Source organism: Pseudomonas sp. W15Feb34 (genome assembly GCF_023127765.1).
GTDB lineage: Bacteria > Pseudomonadota > Gammaproteobacteria > Pseudomonadales > Pseudomonadaceae > Aquipseudomonas > Aquipseudomonas synxantha_A.
The window spans coordinates 140,921-158,492 of record NZ_SPKN01000042.1 but is presented as its reverse complement, the minus strand read 5'-3'; the positions used below and the strand labels follow the sequence as shown (position 1 = coordinate 158,492).

The following is a 17,572-nucleotide window of genomic DNA, read 5'->3' as shown; positions in this document are numbered from 1 at the left end:
CAGTGATTTTTCGACCTCTTTTCGCGGCCCTCGCCGTTGTCGCTCTGGCGGGATGTGCAACCGATCCTGCGCCGAATGAACAAATGCGCCTGACCCAGCAAGCCCTGGAGCAAGCCAACGCGGTCGGGGTCAACGCCGATGAATCGCCCGAACTGAAACTGGCCGAAGAAAAATTCGCCAGGGCCAAGTCCAACATGGCCGACCAATCCTACAAGCGCGCGCGTATGCGGGCCGAGCAGGCCGAGCTGGATGCGCGCCTGGCCGAGGCAAAAGTGCTGACCGCCAAGAGCCAGGAACAATTGAACGTGCTTAATACCCGTATCACTCGCCTGCGCAAGCAACTGCAATTGGGAGACGCGCAATGAGCCCGATGATCCGTGGTTTGAGCTGTGCGTTGCTCTTGGGCAGTGCGGCACTGGGCGGATGCGCCAGCCAGCCCAGCAGCGAGCAGGCATTGCAGCAGGCGAGCGATGACTTCCAGAAGGTCAAGGAAGACTCCAATGTGCTGCGCTTTGCGCCCAAGGATGTGATCCGCGCCGGCGAGTCCCTGGCCCGTGCCGATCGCCTGTCCAGCTACTGGGGGAGCGGCTCCGACGTGGTGCATTACGCCTACCTGAGCCAGCGCTACAGTGCCATCGCCCGCGAACACACCGAGCAGGGCCTCAATGCCGAGCGCGGCACCCAGCTCGAGTTGGAGCGTCAGCGCCTGCAACTGGCCCTGCGCGAAAACAAGCTGGCCAGTGTGCAGCAGCAGGGCAAGTGGGTTGAAGCGCAGATCGCCAGCCTCACCACCCAGACCGACCGAGGCCTGGTGATGACCCTGGGGGATGTGTTGTTCGATACCGGCGAAGCCGAACTGCAAAACTCGGCCAGCCGCACCGTGCTCAAGATCGTGCAGTTTCTGCAACTGAACCCCAAGCGTCGGGTGCGTATCGAGGGCTATACCGACAACACCGGGGGCGAGCAGGAGAACCACAAACTGTCTCGTGACCGCGCCCAATCGGTGGCAGACCTGTTGATGGACCTGGGTGTCGACGACAAGCGTATCGAAGTCCAGGGTTACGGTGATCAATACCCGGTGGAAGCCAATGCCTCCGAGCGTGGCCGCGCGCAGAACCGCCGGGTGGAAATCGTGTTCTCTGACGAGAAGGGCCAACTGGGTGCCGCTCGCTAAAGTCTGACGCAATTGCATGTGGGAGGGGGCTTGCTCCCGATAGCGGTAGTTCAGTTGCAACATCTTCGACTGATACACCGTCATCGGGAGCAAGCCCCCTCCCACATTTTGTCACGCGTACTCCCTTCACAGTTTTTGCTGTCACTACGGTTCGCGCTCGATTATTGTGTTAACTGTCCCCGTACACTTCTAAACTGTGCTGGTATGTTTCACACAAAAATAAAATAGCCGTGAAATCGAGTGCTGCGTCATGACCAATCTGTTGCTTTACCAACGTATTGCCCAGCAACTGGCTGAGGACATCCGGCGCGGTGTCTACCAACCGGGAGAGCGCGTGCCCTCTGTGCGCAAGATGAGCTCCCAGCTCAATGTGAGCCATGCCACGGTGTTGCAGGCCTACGCCAACCTGGAAGACCAGGGGTTGATTCGGGCGCGGCCGCAATCGGGTTATTACGTGCACCAGACCCCGGCACTCACGGCGCCGACGCCAGACATCGCCCGGGTCGAGCGCCCGGGGCTGGTCACCCGCAGCAGCATCATCCAGCAGGTGTTGGTCGAGTCACGCCGTGAAGGCGTATTCCCCCTGGGCGCTGCGGTGCCGAGTGTGGACTACCTGCCGGTACGGGCGCTGCACCAGCAGTTGGCCAAGGTCACGCGGTTCCAGAGCCCACGGGCCTTCAGCTACATGTTCAGCCCCGGCTTTGAACCGTTGCGTCGCCAGGTGGCGATCAGAATGCGCGATGCCGGCGTAGTCGTGGATCCGTCCGAAGTGGTGATCACCCACGGCTGCGTCGATGCGTTGCAGATGTCCTTGCGCGTGCTGACCCGGCCCGGCGACTTGATCGCCGCCGAATCACCGACTTACTACGGCTTGCTGCAACTGGCCGATTTGCTCGGCCTCAAAGTCATCGAGATCCCCAGCGACCCCGCCACAGGCATGAGCCTGGAAGCCCTGCAATTGGCGGCCAACCAATGGTCGATCAAAGCGTTGGTGCTGACCACGCGCCTGAGCAACCCCTTGGGCGGCACCATGCCGGAGGAGCGGCAGAAGCAATTGCTGCGCCTGGCGTCGGATTTCGATATCCAGATCGTCGAGGATGATATCTATGGCGAGCTGATGTTCGAACTGGGCCGCACCAAGGCCCTGAAAGCCTATGACCGTCTTGACCGGGTCATCTATTGTTCGAGTTTTTCCAAGACCTTGTCCCCGGGCGTGCGCATCGGCTGGATGATCGCCGGCAAGTACCAGCAGGAGATTCAGCGCCTGCAAATGTTCAGCACTCACTCCGCCTGCAGCGTCACGCAGATGGGCGTGGCGGCGTACCTGGAAAATGGCGGCTACGACCGTCACCTGCGTTACATTCGCCAGGAATACCGCAAGAACCTCAGCGCCTTCCAGCTGGCGGTACAGCAATATTTCCCCGAAGGCACCCAGATGACCCGTCCGACCGGCGGCTTTATCCTGTGGGTCAGTTTGCCGGGGCGGGTCAATACCCAGGAGCTGCACGTGCGTGCCCTGCAACAGGGCATCAGCATTGCACCAGGGCTGATCTTCAGTAATACCGAACAGTTCAACCACTGTATCCGTCTCAATTGTGGCACCCCGTGGAACCGCGAGGCAGAGCGTGCATTGATGACCCTGGGCATGCTTGCCAGCCAGCTGTGCCAGGAAACTGCAGCAGGCTTTTGAGGGGGGCAGAGGGGACAACATTGATCTGCGCCCTTGTCATGCCACGCACAACAAGCGAGCATATGGCCTTCTGCCGTTAATGCTGTTGGCGATATGACGTCTATTTTCCGCGTAACTTTGGTGATTGGCCTGTTAAGCCTGTGCAACGTCTGCACTGTGCTGGCTGCAACGCCGGTGGCTGACGTTAAACCCGCCGCGAGTGCCGAGCAAAAAACGTCGGTCAAGCAGCCAACGCCCGCAAAAAAAGCCCCAGCCACCGTGAAAAAAGCGGTGAAGACCAAAAAGCGCGCACCTGTGGCGAGCAAGTCCAAGTCGGCCCATGAAGTGGCCCAGACCAAACTGCCACCGGCACAGTTGGACCTGTCCCTGCCTTCGGACATGGTCAGGCACTTGCAACCGATCGGCACCATGCCCAAACCCAAGAGCGTGCCCTTGCTGCCGCCGATGTTTGGCGAAAAGCCTACCGATAACAGCGCGTTCCAGATCAACGGCCGCTTGCTCAGCAATGAGATGAAGCTGCAACTGCGTAACGATGAGCGTCGCGATGTAGAAGGCGCCGCGCTGGATTTCGAATTCAAGCAATAAACTGTTCAGTCACAGGTGACCCGGGTTGCCGACCATCTGTCGTAGACTGGTCGGTCATCTTTGCTTTGTGCGAAAAACCCCTGTTGGACCATTTTAAAACGGCTGTTTAAGGGCGTACTCTAGCCCGGCCATCCTATTGAGTCGTCGAGGACCTGCTGGTCATGAAATGCCGTGAAGGCTGTGGCGCATGCTGCATCGCCCCCTCCATCAGTTCACCGCTGCCGGGAATGCCCCAGGGCAAACCTGCAGGCGTGCGTTGTCTGCACCTGTCGGTGGAACAATTGTGCCAGCTGTTCGGTCAACCGGAACGTCCGGCGGTGTGCAGTGATTTCAAGGCGGATATCGAGGTCTGCGGTAACGACCAGGCCGATGCGATTCGCTTGATCGGCTGGTGGGAGCAAATGACGGCGGCTTGATGGGCTTTACTATCGGAACTTCAACAACAAGGAATACAACGATGGGTTCGCTGAAACGAATGGCTGTGGTGTGCGGTTTTACGATGATGTTCGCGGCCACTGCCCAGGCTGAGGATTGGCAAGTTGCCAAGGACGAAGACGGCATCAAGATTTCGCTGAGCGAAATGGCCGGCTCCAAGTACAAAGCCTATCGCGGTGTGACGGTAATCAAGGCCCCCGTCGCCAAAATCCAGGCTTTGCAGGAAGACGTCGCGGGGGCCTGCGTGTGGATCCATGAATGCAAATCCCAGAAACTCGTCGACAAGAAAGGCGACGAGGCATGGACCTACACCCAGTTCAAGGCGCCGTTCCCTGTGACGGATCGTGATTCGTATATCCACGTCACCACCACCAAAGCCGCTGACGGCAGCATTACGCGCAAGCTGGTAGGCGTGCCGACTTACAAGCCTGAAGAAAAAGGCTACGTGCGAGTGGCCCAGGTTGATGGCTTCTGGAAACTGGTGCCCAAAGGTGCCAATGAAACTGAAGTGACCTACCAGGTACACACCGAGCCAGGCGGCAGCGTGCCGTCGTGGTTGGCCAACAAGTTCGTGGTGGACGCGCCGTTCAACACCTTGAAAGCCTTGAAGGAACACGCTGAAAAATAAGCGCTGTTTGATCAGGTGCCTCCGGGCTTGAGTGGAACGTTTGGCGAGCCCTCAAGGTCCAGATAAATGTTAGCCCACCAATGGGTTTTATCGAGGAGGCACCGATGCAAAAGTGGCAGATTACCTTCGTTGATGATCACGGTGTGAAGTCCGTGGAGCAGTTCACCTGCGAACAAAAGCCCAGCCTCGAAGATGCGGCGCATATGATTCGCAACAAGCTGGTGCCAGTGGCTGCCGAGCTCGACCTCAATGATCTCGAGGGCCGTAAGCCCGAGCCAACGGTAAAGATTCTTAAAGACCAGAACAGTATTCAGATTCTCGATATTTCTCCCTCCGTCTGAATATTCCCTGTCTGCCTTTCAAGCACCTCTGGTGGAGGTGATAGCTTCGCGCTACTCTGCAATCGAGATCAGCGAATGAATCGCTAAGGTCTGGTCTTGTCAGCTACATGCTTGTTTTCCAGCGGTGTTGTTCCTGCCGTAGTACTCGCGCCAGCAGGGCGCGAGCTTCGGGAAGCACGGAAAGTCTATCCATCATTTGAGGAGCACTTTTCATGAGCACAGCCTATCAAGAAGACATCAGCACCAACGTTCTGCGCCGCATGAAAGAAGGCGGTTTTGATTTTTCGCGTTTTCACCCCATCGAGTTCTACGCCATTTTCCCGGATGAGGAACGGGCGCGCAGGGCTGCGGGTCGATTTCGTGGAGAGTCCCTGAATGCCCAGGTCAGTGCGCGCGATGACGGCGCCTGGTACCTGGAGCTGAGCAAGGTCATGTTCGCCACCTACGACGGTATAGGAGACTTTGAGCAAGACTTTGAAGCGGTGGTCGAACCGCTCGGCGGCATCATCGAAGGATGGGGCGTCAAGCAGGAGGTGCGTGGGTTACCCATGTAGCAAGTGTTATGAGCAGCGCAGCGTATCGGCTGACCTTTGGGTCGGCCGTTTTTGTTTGCAGGGCTGCACATCGCAGTCTTGCGCGCAAAAAAAACCACCCGGATAGGGTGGCGGAAAGGGAACCTTGAGGAGTAAATCAGTACAACAGGTAACACATTACCGATTGCGCAAAAGCGTTGGCTGTAGGACATCTCCTGATCAGCTGATGGAAGCGATTATGTGCGGTGTCCGCCGAGCCGTGAAATCAACTCTGACTATGCTGTTGATAGTTAAAGCGCGCGTTGCAATGAAGCACCCCACATCACAGCGGGCGTTCTGCGCACCAGGACGGTGCGGCGAAGCCGCTTGGTTTATTCAACTCATTGATAACCAAGTGTTTATGTCGATGGCACGGGCCTTGCGAAGGTTCTTGCGTCCCAGTGACAAGGAGTACGGCATGATCCGCACTTATTACGATGAAATGTACGATGGGGCAGGGCAGGTGCGCGCCCATTACCGCGAGTTCGCCCGCTGGCTCGCCGATACCCCTGCCGAACTGCTGGCCCAGCGTCGGCGCGAAGCCGATTTGCTGTTCCACCGCGCCGGCATCACCTTCACCCTCTACGGAGACGAGCAGGGCACCGAACGCCTGATCCCCTTCGACACCATCCCGCGCAGTATTCCCGCCAGTGAATGGCGGATCGTCGAACGTGGATGTATCCAGCGGGTCAAGGCGTTGAACATGTTCCTCGCCGACCTGTATCACGAACAGCGCATCATCAAGGCCGGTATCGTGCCCGCCGAACAGGTGCTGGCCAACGAGCAATACCAGTTGGCAATGCAGGGGCTGGATCTGCACCGCGATCTGTATTCCCACATCTCTGGGGTAGACCTCGTACGTGATGGCGATGGCACCTACTACGTGCTGGAAGACAACCTGCGCACGCCCAGCGGTGTCAGCTACATGCTCGAAGACCGCAAGATGATGATGCGTCTGTTCCCCGAGTTGTTCGCCGCCCAGCGCATCGCGCCCATCGACCATTACCCCAACCTGCTGCTCGATACCCTCAAAAGCGCCAGCCCTCTGGATAACCCCAGCGTGGTGGTGCTGACCCCGGGGCGCTTCAACAGTGCGTTCTTTGAGCATGCCTTCCTGGCCCGGGAAATGGGTGTGGAACTGGTGGAGGGCGCGGATTTGTTTGTGCGTGATGATCGCGTGTTCATGCGCACCACCGACGGCCCCAAGGCTGTCGATGTGATCTACCGCCGCCTCGACGATGCTTTCCTCGACCCCTTGGCATTCAACCCCGACTCGATGCTCGGTGTCCCTGGCCTGCTTGCGGCCTATCGCTGTGGCAATGTGGTGCTGGCCAATGCCATCGGCACCGGGGTCGCGGACGATAAATCGGTGTATCCGTTCGTGACAGAAATGATCCGTTTCTATCTGGATGAAGAACCGATCCTGCAGAACGTTCCGACTTTTCAATGCCGCAAGCCTGACGAACTGTCCCACGTACTGGCTAATCTGCCCGACTTGGTGGTCAAGGAAACCCAGGGCTCCGGTGGCTACGGCATGTTGGTTGGCCCGGCGTCCACGACGGCCGAAATCGAAGCGTTCCGTGCGCGTATCAAGGCCAAGCCACACGCCTATATCGCGCAGCCGACCCTGTGCTTATCCACCTGCCCGACCTTTGTCGAAAACGGCATCGCCCCACGCCACATAGACCTGCGCCCGTTCGTGTTGTCCGGCAAGGAAACCCGGGTGGTGCCTGGCGGCCTGACCCGCGTGGCGCTGCGCGAAGGTTCGCTGGTGGTCAACTCGTCCCAGGGCGGCGGCACCAAGGACACCTGGGTGGTCGAGGACTGATGCCATGCTGAGTAGAACTGCCTCGGATTTGTACTGGATGTCTCGCTATCTGGAACGCGCCGAAAACCTCGCGCGTATGCTGGATGTCAGCTATTCGCTGTCGCTGATGCCCCAGGATGGGCGCGGCGATGGCCTGCACGAACTGGCCATGCCGTTGTTGATCACTGGCACGCTGGAGGATTATCACGAGCGTCATGGCGAACTTCATGCCGAACGGCTGCTGCATTTTTTCGCGCTGGATGCGGCCAACCCGGCCAGCATCTACAGTTGCCTTGGCGCCGCGCGGGCCAGCGCCCATGCGGTGCGTGGGCGTATTACCGCCGACATGTGGGAAAACATCAACGCCACCTGGCTGGACATTCGTGACATCGCCCAGCAAGGGCTGAGCCACTACGGTATGAGCCGGTTTTGTGAGTGGGTCAAGGAGCGTTCCCACCTGTTCCGCGGCGCCACCTACGGCACCATCATGCGTAACGATGCCTTCCGCTTTATCCGCCTGGGTACCTTTATCGAGCGCGCCGATAACACCCTGCGCCTGCTGGATGCCCGCTATGAAATGGCCGGCGACCAGGCGGCGGTCAGCGATGGCACCGCTCACGCGTATTACCAGTGGAGCGCATTGCTGCGTGCGCTGTCGTCATTCGAGGCGTACACCGAAATTTATCGTGATGCCCCAGGTGCCCGGCAGGTTGCCGAGCTGCTGCTGTTACGTGCTGATGTCCCGCGTTCACTGCGGGCGTGCAGTGAAGAGATCGACCAGATCCTCGCCAGCCTGCCCGGTCTCAACGGCCGCCCGGCCCAGCGCCTGGCCGCCGAGATGGATGCGCGCCTGCGCTTCACCGCCATCGACGAAATCCTTGAGGAAGGCCTGCACGCCTGGCTGACCGACTTTATCCCCTTGGTCCGCCAGTTGGGCGACGCCATCTACAGTTCTTACCTGGAGGCGGCATGAGACTCTCCATCAGCCACGAAACCACCTACCACTACGAAGACCAGGTACGTGCCAGCATTCAATACCTGCGCCTTACACCCCACGACAGTGAGCGCCAGCACGTGCTGAGCTGGCAACTTGACCTGCCGCGCCCGGTGCGGGCGCAAGTGGACCCGTTCGGCAACATCCTGCATGTGCTGACCCTGGATGAACCCCACGACGCCATCATCATCGGCGCCCGCGGCCAGGTAGAAATTGATGAGTTGCGCGAGGCTGAGCACGAAAGCCAGTCGCCCTTTCCGTTCCTGCGCAGCACGCGCCTCACCGAGCCCGACGAAGCCTTGCGCCGGTTTGCCGAACAACACTGCCATCAGCGTCGCGACCGCACCGCGTTGATCGACCTGATGCAGGCCCTCAACCAGGCGATGATCTACACGCCAGGTGCGACTGCCGTCGATACCTGCGCCGCCCAAGCCTTCGCGGGCGCGGCGGGCGTGTGCCAGGACCACACCCATGCGTTCCTGGCCTGCGCGCGCAGCCTGGGGATTGCTGCGCGGTATGTGTCGGGGTATTTGTACACCGAAGACAGCGCGCACCTGGCCAGCCATGCCTGGGCCGAAGCCTGGCTGGATGGCGCCTGGTACAGCTTTGACGTGACCAACCAACTGGCCCGTCCGGAGCGGCATTTGAAGCTCGCCGTGGGCCTGGACTACCTCGACGCCTGCCCGGTACGCGGTATGCGTCGTGGCGGCGGGCATGAGCAGATGCATGCCAAGGTATTTGTAGCCCCGACCTTGGTTTCCGTGCAGCAGCAATAAACTTCCTGAGCACAGCAGGCCAGATGTGGGAGGCTTAAGGTTGCTGTTTACGCCCCGCCATATGCTGCAAATACCCCACCAGCAAATCCAGCTCGTGGTCTGGCAACACGCTGGCGGCAAACGCCGGCATCTTGGCCTGTGGCCAGTGCCTCAGGCTTTGTGGGTCGCGGATGTAGCGCTTGAGGAAATCGCCACCGAAATACTCGGTCGGGTTATAGGGAATATTCAGGTCCGGCCCCATTTGCGCATCGCCGGCACCATTGAGGCGATGGCAAACCATGCAGTTCTTCTGGAATAACGCAAAGCCTTGGTTCACCGGGTCATCCGCCGCCAGCTTCGGGTCGGGCAGCAACGCTGGAAAGCGCTCGGCGACCGTCTGCAATTGCTTGATCGTGGAAATCTGGAAGGGCCATTGTTCCGGGCTGATATGCCCGGCTTGGGGGTTGGTCCACACCAGGTAGAACGGCCCGGCGCTGGGTTTTCCTTGCGCCAGCGCCGGCCACGGATGGGCCGGGTCTTCCACGGCCAGCCAGGCGCGTGCACCGGTTTTTTCCAACAAGGGCGCGGCGGTGAGTTCGGCGGCAAAGCCATCAAGGGCAACGGCTTGCAGGTGGTTCGCAGGCTTCAGGCCCGGCAGGAGTACCGCCAGGGGCACCGCGCGATAGGTCATGTCGCGCTTGTAAGACACGTCGTCGACGATTTGTACGTCCTGCGCCTCGGGGTGCTTGAGCAACTGCGCGGTCTGCCAGGTCTTGCTGGCGTGGTCCAGCTCAATGGTCAATTGCGCAGCCGCAGCGGGTAGGCTCAGCAAAGCAGTAAAAAAAGCGAGGATCAGTTTCAAGGCACAGGCCCGACGATAAATGGCGATAGCGCACAAGATACCCGAAACGCACAGGTAAAAAGACAGCGCCCGCAACGGTAGCGCTAAGCGCAGTATCCCGGCAGGTGCTGCCAAACGCTGCTGGTCCGGTGCTGTGTGAGCACGAAGACCGGGTGCTGGGTCGTCACCCGATAACCTTGGTTAAATTGGGCAAGATCAGAATCAGTGTGGTGGCGAACAGAATAAGTCCCGCCTGACGTACTTTCGAATGTTTGAACATGGCTGACTGCCTATTTGTTGTTATTCCTGAGCGTCAAATGCGTGCCGGTTTATTTCAGTATCGCGAGATGACATTGCACTTTTCTTACAACTGCTCCAGCAAAACCCGGCAGCAGTGTCCTACAGGTTCAACCTTAGAGCGCCCGATCTTCTTCGCTTAGATCCATTTCATATCAGCTAATCAGCATTTGCGCTAAAAACGGCATGAGGCTTATTGCCATCTTGGCGCGAGCCCTAGGGCTAGACAGCTAAAACGATTAATCAGGTAATTCCCGTAGCTACCTACCGTTCGTCCGAGCGAGGGGGTCAAAAGCAATGAGCGCATCCGTCATTGAAACCGTGTCAATCGGGCCTAAGGTAGGGGGCATACACCCACAGCGGTTCGAGGATGTCATGACCCAAGCTTTGATCTTTGATGCGATACGCACGCCCCGGGGCAAAGGCAAGGCCGATGGTGCCTTGCACAGCGTCAAACCGGTAAACCTGGTGGCCGGCTTGCTCACGGCGCTGGCACAACGCAGCGACCTCGACACCCGCCAAGTGGATGACATCGTCCTGGGCTGCGTCACGCCGGTGGGCGACCAGGGCGCCGATATCGCCAAGACCGCCGCCCTGGTGGCGGACTGGGACATCAGCGTCGCCGGCGTCCAGGTCAATCGCTTCTGCGCCTCGGGGCTGGAAGCAGTCAACCTGGGGGCAATGAAAGTGCGTTCCGGCTTCGAAGATCTGGTCGTGGTGGGTGGCGTCGAATCCATGTCCCGCGTGCCCATGGGCAGCGATGGCGGCGCCTGGGTGCTCGACCCGCAAACCAATATGCACAGCCACTTCACCCCTCAAGGTATTGGCGCTGACCTGATTGCCACGCTGGAAGGGTTCACTCGCCAGGATGTGGACAGCTTTGCCCTGCAGTCACAACAGAAGGCCGCCAGGGCGCGGGCGGACGGTTCCTTCAACAAGTCGTTGATCGCGGTGCAGGATCAGAACGGCATCGTGCTGCTGGATCATGACGAATTTATCCGCGGCGACTCCACCCTCGAAGGCTTGGGCAAGCTCAAGCCCAGCTTCGAAATGATGGGCCAGATGGGCTTTGACGCCACCGCGCTGCGGGTCTACAGCCATGTGGAACGCATTGACCATGTGCACACACCGGGCAACAGCTCCGGCATCGTTGATGGCGCGGCATTGATGTTGATCGGCTCCGAGGCCAAGGGGCGCGAGTTGGGCCTGCAACCGCGGGCGCGCATTGTCGCCACGGCAGTCACCAGCACCGACCCGACCATCATGCTCACCGGCCCCGCACCGGCCACCCGCAAGGCGCTGGCCAAGGCTGGCCTGCGGGTAGAAGACATCGACCTGTTCGAAGTCAACGAAGCGTTTGCCTCGGTGGTGCTCAAGTTCATCAAAGACATGGGCATCGACGCCGCACGGGTCAACGTCAACGGCGGTTCCATCGCCATGGGTCACCCATTGGGCGCCACCGGTTGCGCCATCCTCGGCACCCTGCTCGACGAGCTGGAGGTGCGCCAGCAACGCTACGGCCTGGCCACCCTGTGTGTCGGCGGTGGCATGGGAATCGCCACCATCATCGAGCGCCTCTGAGCTCAAGGAATTTGTCATGACCGATGCCATTCGTTACGAAAAAGGCCAGGACCAGATCGTGGTACTGACCCTGGACATGCCCGGCCAGAGCGCCAACACCATGAACGCCGTCTACCGCGAAGCAATGGAGGCCACCGTCACGCGCCTGGAAGCAGAAAAGGACCAGATTGCCGGGGTGGTGATCACCTCGGCCAAGAAGACCTTTTTTGCCGGTGGCGACCTCAATGAACTGATCAAGGTCGACAAGGCCCAAGCCAAGGATTTCCATGACAGCGTACGGGTGCTGAAAGCGCAGTTACGCCGCCTGGAAACCCTCGGCAAGCCGGTGGTGGCCGCGATCAATGGCGCGGCCTTGGGCGGTGGCTGGGAAATTTGCCTGGCCTGCCATCATCGGGTCGCTCTGGACGACAAGTCCGTGCAGTTGGGCCTGCCCGAAGTCACCCTTGGCCTGTTGCCGGGCGGCGGCGGGGTGGTGCGCATGGTGCGGATGCTGGGTCTGGAAAAAGCCCTGCCGTATTTGCTCGAAGGCAAAAAAGTCCGGCCCGCCCAGGCACTGCAAGCAGGCTTGATTGATCAATTGGCGGCTGATCGCGATGAGCTGCTGGCCAAGTCCCGCGCCTGGATTCTCGCCAATCCCGAGGCCAGGCAACCCTGGGACAACAAGGGGTATCAGATCCCTGGCGGCACGCCGTCCAACCCCAAAGTCGCGCAGATGCTCGCCATTGCCCCGTCGATGTTGCGCAGCAAAACCAATGGCTGTTTCCCGGCACCGGAGAAAATCCTCTGCGCCGCCGTTGAAGGTGCCCAAGTGGATTTCGACACCGCACACCTGATCGAAACCCGCTACTTCACCGAACTGGTGACCGGGCAGGTGGCGAAAAACATGATCGGCACCTTCTGGTTTCAGCTTAATGAAATCAATGCCGGCAGCTCACGCCCACAGGGTTTTGCCCCTCACGTCACCCGTAAGGTCGGTGTGCTCGGCGCCGGGATGATGGGTGCGGGCATCGCCTATGTCAGTGCCTGTGCGGGGGTCGAGGTGGTGCTCAAAGACATCAATCTCGCCGCCGCCGAAAAAGGCAAAGCCCATAGCGCTGCCTTGCTGGACAAGAAAGTCAGCCGTGGGCAATTGACCGCCGAACAGCGCGAAGCCACCTTGGCGCGCATTCACCCTACGCAGGATGATGCTGACCTGGCCGGCTGTGACCTGATCATCGAGGCGGTGTTCGAAGACCGCGAACTCAAGGCCAGGGTCTCGGCCGCCGCACAAAGCGTGGTCGGTGCCGATGCGGTGATCGCCTCCAACACTTCCACTTTGCCCATCAGCGGCCTGGCCACGGCGGTGCCGGACCCATCCAGGTTTATCGGCCTGCACTTCTTCAGCCCCGTGGACAAGATGCCCCTGGTGGAAATCATCAAAGGCACCCACACCAGCGATGAGACCCTGGCCCGCGGTTTCGATTTCGTCCTGCAAATCAAGAAAACCCCGATTGTGGTCAACGACAGCCGTGGCTTCTTCACCTCGCGGGTCTTTGGCACCTTCACCAACGAAGGCATTGCCATGCTCGGCGAAGGCGTGGCCGCGCCGATGATCGAGACCGAAGCGCGCAAGGCCGGGATGCCGGTGGGGCCGCTGGCGGTGTCCGATGAAGTGTCCCTCAGCCTGATGAGCCATATCCGACAGCAAACCGCCAAGGATCTGCAGGCCGAAGGCAAGGCACTGCCGAATCATCCGGCGACAGCGGTGATTGATTTGCTGGTGAATGAATACAAGCGCACCGGCAAGGCGGCGGGCGGCGGTTTTTACGATTACCCCGCCGGTGGTCAGAAGCACCTGTGGCCAGAGTTGAAAGCCCGGTTCGAACGGCCCGGCAATCGAATTTCACCCCAGGACGTGCGCGACCGCTTGCTGTTTATCCAGGCCATCGAAACCGTGCGCTGCGTGGAGGAGGGCGTGTTGATGTCCACGGCTGACGCCAACGTCGGTTCGATCTTCGGCATCGGCTTCGCCGCGTGGAGTGGCGGCGCGCTGCAGTTTATCAACCAATACGGGCTGAACGATTTTGTCGCCCGCGCTCGTTATTTGGCCGAAGAGTATGGGGAGCGCTTCTCACCACCGACGTTGTTGCTGGAGAAAGCGGCACAGGGCGAAGTGTTCGGCTGAGCAAAATGTGGGAGGGGAGCTTGCCTTGAGGGTGTATTTCAAGGCAGGCTCTGGGGTGTGCAATATTCCCATCGCCGTGTCAGGTATTTTTTATGTCGCTACGCGTCTGCATCCTGGAAACCGATATCCTGCGTCCAGGCTTGATCGATCAGTACCAAGGTTACGGGCAGATGTTCAAGCGCCTGTTCGCCAAGCAACCGATTGCCGCCGAATTTGTCGTCTACAACGTGGTGCAGGGCGAATACCCGCCGGATGACGAGGTGTTTGACGCGTACCTGATCACCGGCAGCAAGGCCGACTCATTCGGCACTGACCCCTGGATCCAGACCCTCAAGGCTTATTTGCTCACACGGTACGAGCGTGGCGACAAGTTGCTGGGTGTGTGCTTTGGCCATCAGTTGCTCGCCCTGCTACTGGGCGGCAAGGCCGAGCGTGCCAGCCAGGGTTGGGGCATGGGCACCCACGCCTACAAGCTGGATGCCAAGACGCCATGGATGAGCCCCGAGGTGCCGGAGCTGACGCTATTGATCAGCCACCAGGATCAAGTCACCACGTTGCCGGACAATGCCACGGTCATCGCTTCCAGCGAGTTCTGCCCGTTCGCCGCTTACCACATCGGCGATCAGGTGCTGTGCTTCCAGGGCCATCCGGAATTTATCCATGATTATTCCCGCGAGTTGCTGGAGATTCTTCAGACAACCCTGGGTGAGAAGGTCTACACCAACGGCGTGGCCAGCCTGGATCGCGACCACCACGGCGTAACCGTGGCGGAGTGGATGATGCGCTTTGTCGCGCACAAGCCGGATACCGCGGCCTAAAGCCAGCCTGAACGCTTGAAGCTGGCCCACAAACCGCCACAGCCCACAGCGATAAACCCGAGCACCGCAAAATAGCCGTAATGCCATTGCAGCTCGGGCATGTTCTGAAAGTTCATCCCGTAGATCCCCGCCACCGCCGTGGGGAACGCCAGGATCGCCGCCCACGCGGCGAACTTGCGCTGCACCACGCTCTGGCGCGACGCCTCCAGCAACACACCGATCTCGATGGTCTGGCTGGCAATGTCGCGCAGGGTGGTGAGGTCTTCCATCTGCCGCGTAACGTGGATTTGCACATCGCGGAAATACGGGCGCATGTTCTTGTCGATAAACGGGAAGCTGAGCTTCTGCAACTCCTGGCTGATTTCCACCATCGGCGCCACATGACGCTTGAGCCGCAGCACGTCACGACGCAGGCCGTGGAGGTGCTGGATATCGCGCTCATTGAGTGAGCTGCACAATACGTTGCGCTCCAGCTCATCGATCTCGGCGTGGATCGCTTCGCTGACCGGCTGGTAGTTTTCGGTGACAAAATCCAGCAGCGCATAGAGTACGAAATCTTCCCCATGCTCCAGCAACAGCGGCCGCGCCTCACAGCGTTGGCGCACAAATCCGTAGGACGCCGAGTGACCGTTGCGTGCGGTGATGATGTAGCCGTTGCCGGCAAAAATATGGGTTTCGATAAACTCCAGCTTGCCGTTCTCGCGCACCGGTGAGTAGGTGACGATAAACAGCGCGTCGCCGAAGGTTTCCAGCTTCGGGCGGCTGTGTTTTTCCATGGCGTCTTCGATGGCCAGTTCATGCAGGTTGAACTGGCGTTGCAGGTTGTTCAACTCCTGGGCGCTGGGCTCTTCCAGGCCGATCCACACAAAGTGTCCGGGTTTGGCGGCCCAGGCCGCGCCTTCATCGAGGGTGATATCCGAGACTTTCTTTCCGGCGCTGTAGACGGCGGCCGCAACAACTCTACCCATGGTGCTGATCACTTCTTATTAAGAGGACAGATATTGGGCAGCTTAGCCTGAATGGCGTTCCGTTGTTGCTGACTGATATTGCCCATTCCCTTGTGGAGCGAGCTTGCTCGCGAAGATCATCAACGATGACGCAGCGCTATCAGATGACCCGCGTCGCTTACACGGTTTTCGCGAGCAAGCTCGCTCCTGCAAGTTCACGGTCCATTGTTTCAATGCATGCGGTCATTTGCGCATGACAGTCCAGCATCAATTGAGGGATGTCATCCACCGTCATGCCAGTTGTAGGAATCGGCGGCAACGACCGTATCAGTACTTCCCCGCTGTTCCAGCGGTTGAGCTGCATCTGCGTTACATAATTGCTGACACACACCTGCACGATAGGCACGCCGGCCGCAATCGCCATATGAAACGCACCTTTCTTGAACGGCAACAGCCCTTTACCCAGGTTGCGCGTACCCTCCGGGAACACCCAGATCGACGTGTCCTTGTGTTGCAAGGTCTGGGTGGTGGTGAGCATGGCGCGTCGGGCCTTGTGCGCATTACCGCGGTCGATCAGCACATTGCCCGCCAGCCAGAACAACTGGCCGAACAGCGGCACCCATTTCAGACTTTTCTTGGCGATACATACGGTGCGGTGCGGCACTACATTGCCAAGTACAAACAGGTCGTAGTTGGACTGGTGGTTGGCGATCACCACACAGGTGCCGGGCTTGTTGCGCAGCGAGTCGACATCCGTCTTCACCTTCAGGCGCAAGATCCACATGGCTGGCAATGCGTAAAGGCGGGCGCAGAGGCGGCTGTTGTCCGGATTGAATGGCCGGCATACCCCTAAAAGTACGCCCAATACCCCTGCGATCATAAAGTGCAGGCCCATCAACAACATACGTAACAGAAAAAGCATCGAAGCGGCCCATTGGGACAAAAGGTGGCGCAGTGTACGGATGTGCACTGTATTCGGCAATTGCCCCTACAGAGGTGGGAGATAGGCGATGTTTAAGCGCATGTTTCCACATATGCCCACAAAGGCCGGCTAGAGCGGCTACGGATATGTCGGATTCATTTGTAAGAAAAAGCCCGACGCTAGGTCGGGCTTAGGTAAGACGGGTGTAGGCATTAACTCAGATTGTGGCCCTGATCCTGGATGATCGCATCATCCAGGGCTTCCAGCAGTGCGCGGCGCACTTTCAACTTGGTGTGCTTGTGGGCATTCATATTGATCTTCTTCAACTGACGTGCCGCTTCCAGTGCGGCTGCGTGCAATTCCTCCGGTGCTACCACCTTATCGAGGAAGCCCGCTTGCAAGGCGCCTTGCGGGTCAAACATCTCGGCATTGATCACTGACCGATGGAACGCCGACTTGCGCAGCCGATCCCGCGCCAACTCGATACCGGCGTGGTGCATGGTCATGCCAATCGCGACCTCATTCAAACCAATGCTGAACGGGCCTTCGACGCCGATACGGTAATCGGCCGACAACAACAGGAACGCGCCCTTGGCTACCGCATGGCCCGGGCAAGCCACAATCACCGGGAACGGGTGCGCCAACAAGCGCCGCGCCAGGGTCGAGCCCGACGTCACCAGGCTGATCGCTTCTTTAGGGCCGGCAGTCATCACCTTCAAATCATAACCACCCGACAAAATCCCCGGCGTGCCCGTGATGATCACCACCGCCCGATCCGTCACGGCCTTATCCAGCGCAGCATTGAATTCACTGACCACCGCCGGAGAAATGGCATTCACCTTGCCGTTGCTCAGGGTCAGGGTCGCGATACCGTCTTCGAAGTGGTAGGCAATCAACTCACTCATGACGCGGTTCCTTGTAGGGTTTGTTATAGAGGTAGATGCGCAGACGTTACTCACCACGCCCGCGCTGGTAAAGCGCCGTGACTGACTACCCAGTCAGGCTTTTCCTGCATCCCCAA

General features: G+C 59.4%; 18 protein-coding genes. 14 read left to right on the top strand and 4 right to left on the bottom strand.

The annotated features are described in order from the left end of the window. Positions 1 to 2: 2 nt before the first annotated feature. From E4O97_RS19685 to E4O97_RS19635, 11 genes are all read left to right on the top strand, one after another. Positions 3 to 365, top strand: a complete 363-nt coding sequence (locus E4O97_RS19685) for a DUF4398 domain-containing protein (protein ID WP_005790472.1) — start codon at positions 3 to 5, stop codon at positions 363 to 365. Continuing rightward, a complete protein-coding gene (locus tag E4O97_RS19680; protein ID WP_078822082.1) occupies positions 362 to 1,174 on the top strand; it encodes an OmpA family protein in 813 nt (270 codons plus the stop codon). Before E4O97_RS19685 ends, E4O97_RS19680 begins: the two co-directional genes overlap by 4 nt. Before the next feature lie 250 nt (positions 1,175 to 1,424). Further along, positions 1,425 to 2,864, top strand: a complete 1,440-nt coding sequence (locus E4O97_RS19675) for a PLP-dependent aminotransferase family protein (RefSeq protein ID WP_005790467.1) — start codon at positions 1,425 to 1,427, stop codon at positions 2,862 to 2,864. 93 nt (positions 2,865 to 2,957) lie between these two features. After that, entirely contained in the window at positions 2,958 to 3,449 is a 492-nt protein-coding gene (locus E4O97_RS19670; RefSeq protein ID WP_216091973.1) for a translation initiation factor 2, read from the top strand. 161 nt (positions 3,450 to 3,610) lie between these two features. Next, positions 3,611 to 3,865 carry a YkgJ family cysteine cluster protein gene (locus E4O97_RS19665; protein ID WP_005790462.1) on the top strand — a complete coding sequence of 85 codons (255 nt, stop codon included), beginning with the start codon at positions 3,611 to 3,613 and terminating at the stop codon, positions 3,863 to 3,865. A 41-nt stretch (positions 3,866 to 3,906) separates the two neighbouring features. After that, complete coding sequence (locus E4O97_RS19660; protein ID WP_248131149.1) at positions 3,907 to 4,512, top strand: START domain-containing protein; 606 nt, start codon at positions 3,907 to 3,909, stop codon at positions 4,510 to 4,512. Positions 4,513 to 4,616: 104 nt separating this feature from the next. Further along, the gene (locus E4O97_RS19655) at positions 4,617 to 4,853 is read left to right on the top strand and encodes a hypothetical protein (RefSeq protein ID WP_103733851.1); all 237 of its coding nucleotides are present in this window, start codon (positions 4,617 to 4,619) and stop codon (positions 4,851 to 4,853) included. A gap of 212 nt (positions 4,854 to 5,065) precedes the next feature. Continuing rightward, positions 5,066 to 5,407: a ribonuclease E inhibitor RraB gene (locus tag E4O97_RS19650; RefSeq protein WP_005790456.1), complete on the top strand. Its 342-nt coding sequence runs from the start codon at positions 5,066 to 5,068 to the stop codon at positions 5,405 to 5,407. Between the two features lie 436 nt (positions 5,408 to 5,843). Further along, positions 5,844 to 7,253 (top strand): circularly permuted type 2 ATP-grasp protein, encoded by a 1,410-nt coding sequence (locus tag E4O97_RS19645; protein WP_005790454.1) that lies wholly within the window; start codon positions 5,844 to 5,846, stop codon positions 7,251 to 7,253. Between the two features lie 4 nt (positions 7,254 to 7,257). Next, positions 7,258 to 8,205 (top strand): alpha-E domain-containing protein, encoded by a 948-nt coding sequence (locus E4O97_RS19640; RefSeq protein ID WP_005790452.1) that lies wholly within the window; start codon positions 7,258 to 7,260, stop codon positions 8,203 to 8,205. Beyond that, the gene (locus E4O97_RS19635; RefSeq protein ID WP_005790450.1) at positions 8,202 to 9,002 is read left to right on the top strand and encodes a transglutaminase family protein; all 801 of its coding nucleotides are present in this window, start codon (positions 8,202 to 8,204) and stop codon (positions 9,000 to 9,002) included. Before E4O97_RS19640 ends, E4O97_RS19635 begins: the two co-directional genes overlap by 4 nt. 34 nt (positions 9,003 to 9,036) lie before the next feature. On the opposite strand, the gene E4O97_RS19630 is transcribed toward E4O97_RS19635, so the two are convergent. Next, positions 9,037 to 9,843, bottom strand: coding sequence for a cytochrome c (locus tag E4O97_RS19630; RefSeq protein ID WP_248162011.1), 807 nt, complete (start codon positions 9,841 to 9,843; stop codon positions 9,037 to 9,039). 651 nt (positions 9,844 to 10,494) lie between these two features. Here E4O97_RS19630 and E4O97_RS19625 point away from each other — a divergent pair. The 3 genes from E4O97_RS19625 to E4O97_RS19615 all read left to right on the top strand — a co-directional run bounded on the left by E4O97_RS19625 (position 10,495) and on the right by E4O97_RS19615 (position 14,682). Continuing rightward, a complete protein-coding gene (locus E4O97_RS19625; protein ID WP_032879889.1) occupies positions 10,495 to 11,700 on the top strand; it encodes an acetyl-CoA C-acetyltransferase in 1,206 nt (401 codons plus the stop codon). 16 nt (positions 11,701 to 11,716) lie between these two features. Continuing rightward, entirely contained in the window at positions 11,717 to 13,864 is a 2,148-nt protein-coding gene (locus E4O97_RS19620) for a 3-hydroxyacyl-CoA dehydrogenase NAD-binding domain-containing protein (RefSeq protein ID WP_216091971.1), read from the top strand. Between the two features lie 92 nt (positions 13,865 to 13,956). Next, complete coding sequence (locus E4O97_RS19615; RefSeq protein ID WP_032879891.1) at positions 13,957 to 14,682, top strand: amidotransferase; 726 nt, start codon at positions 13,957 to 13,959, stop codon at positions 14,680 to 14,682. On the opposite strand, the gene E4O97_RS19610 is transcribed toward E4O97_RS19615, so the two are convergent. From E4O97_RS19610 to E4O97_RS19600, 3 genes are all read right to left on the bottom strand, one after another. Further along, the gene (locus E4O97_RS19610; RefSeq protein WP_032879893.1) at positions 14,679 to 15,650 is read right to left on the bottom strand and encodes a magnesium and cobalt transport protein CorA; all 972 of its coding nucleotides are present in this window, start codon (positions 15,648 to 15,650) and stop codon (positions 14,679 to 14,681) included. The two genes, E4O97_RS19615 and E4O97_RS19610, sit on opposite strands and share 4 nt — an antisense overlap. Positions 15,651 to 15,807: 157 nt before the next feature. Next, the gene (locus E4O97_RS19605; RefSeq protein WP_103733607.1) at positions 15,808 to 16,551 is read right to left on the bottom strand and encodes a 1-acylglycerol-3-phosphate O-acyltransferase; all 744 of its coding nucleotides are present in this window, start codon (positions 16,549 to 16,551) and stop codon (positions 15,808 to 15,810) included. Between the two features lie 212 nt (positions 16,552 to 16,763). Next, positions 16,764 to 17,456, bottom strand: coding sequence for a crotonase/enoyl-CoA hydratase family protein (locus tag E4O97_RS19600; protein ID WP_078822076.1), 693 nt, complete (start codon positions 17,454 to 17,456; stop codon positions 16,764 to 16,766). Positions 17,457 to 17,572: the final 116 nt, after the last annotated feature.

Coding starts and splice junctions, on each gene's coding strand:
- E4O97_RS19680 (WP_078822082.1), top strand. CDS start 362: ATGAGCCCGATGATCCGTGGTTTGAGCTGTGCGTTGCTCTTGGGCAGT.
- E4O97_RS19675 (WP_005790467.1), top strand. CDS start 1,425: ATGACCAATCTGTTGCTTTACCAACGTATTGCCCAGCAACTGGCTGAG.
- E4O97_RS19670 (WP_216091973.1), top strand. CDS start 2,958: ATGACGTCTATTTTCCGCGTAACTTTGGTGATTGGCCTGTTAAGCCTG.
- E4O97_RS19665 (WP_005790462.1), top strand. CDS start 3,611: ATGAAATGCCGTGAAGGCTGTGGCGCATGCTGCATCGCCCCCTCCATC.
- E4O97_RS19660 (WP_248131149.1), top strand. CDS start 3,907: ATGGGTTCGCTGAAACGAATGGCTGTGGTGTGCGGTTTTACGATGATG.
- E4O97_RS19655 (WP_103733851.1), top strand. CDS start 4,617: ATGCAAAAGTGGCAGATTACCTTCGTTGATGATCACGGTGTGAAGTCC.
- E4O97_RS19650 (WP_005790456.1), top strand. CDS start 5,066: ATGAGCACAGCCTATCAAGAAGACATCAGCACCAACGTTCTGCGCCGC.
- E4O97_RS19645 (WP_005790454.1), top strand. CDS start 5,844: ATGATCCGCACTTATTACGATGAAATGTACGATGGGGCAGGGCAGGTG.
- E4O97_RS19640 (WP_005790452.1), top strand. CDS start 7,258: ATGCTGAGTAGAACTGCCTCGGATTTGTACTGGATGTCTCGCTATCTG.
- E4O97_RS19635 (WP_005790450.1), top strand. CDS start 8,202: ATGAGACTCTCCATCAGCCACGAAACCACCTACCACTACGAAGACCAG.
- E4O97_RS19625 (WP_032879889.1), top strand. CDS start 10,495: ATGACCCAAGCTTTGATCTTTGATGCGATACGCACGCCCCGGGGCAAA.
- E4O97_RS19620 (WP_216091971.1), top strand. CDS start 11,717: ATGACCGATGCCATTCGTTACGAAAAAGGCCAGGACCAGATCGTGGTA.
- E4O97_RS19615 (WP_032879891.1), top strand. CDS start 13,957: ATGTCGCTACGCGTCTGCATCCTGGAAACCGATATCCTGCGTCCAGGC.
- E4O97_RS19610 (WP_032879893.1), bottom strand. CDS start 15,650: ATGGGTAGAGTTGTTGCGGCCGCCGTCTACAGCGCCGGAAAGAAAGTC.
- E4O97_RS19605 (WP_103733607.1), bottom strand. CDS start 16,551: ATGCTTTTTCTGTTACGTATGTTGTTGATGGGCCTGCACTTTATGATC.
- E4O97_RS19600 (WP_078822076.1), bottom strand. CDS start 17,456: ATGAGTGAGTTGATTGCCTACCACTTCGAAGACGGTATCGCGACCCTG.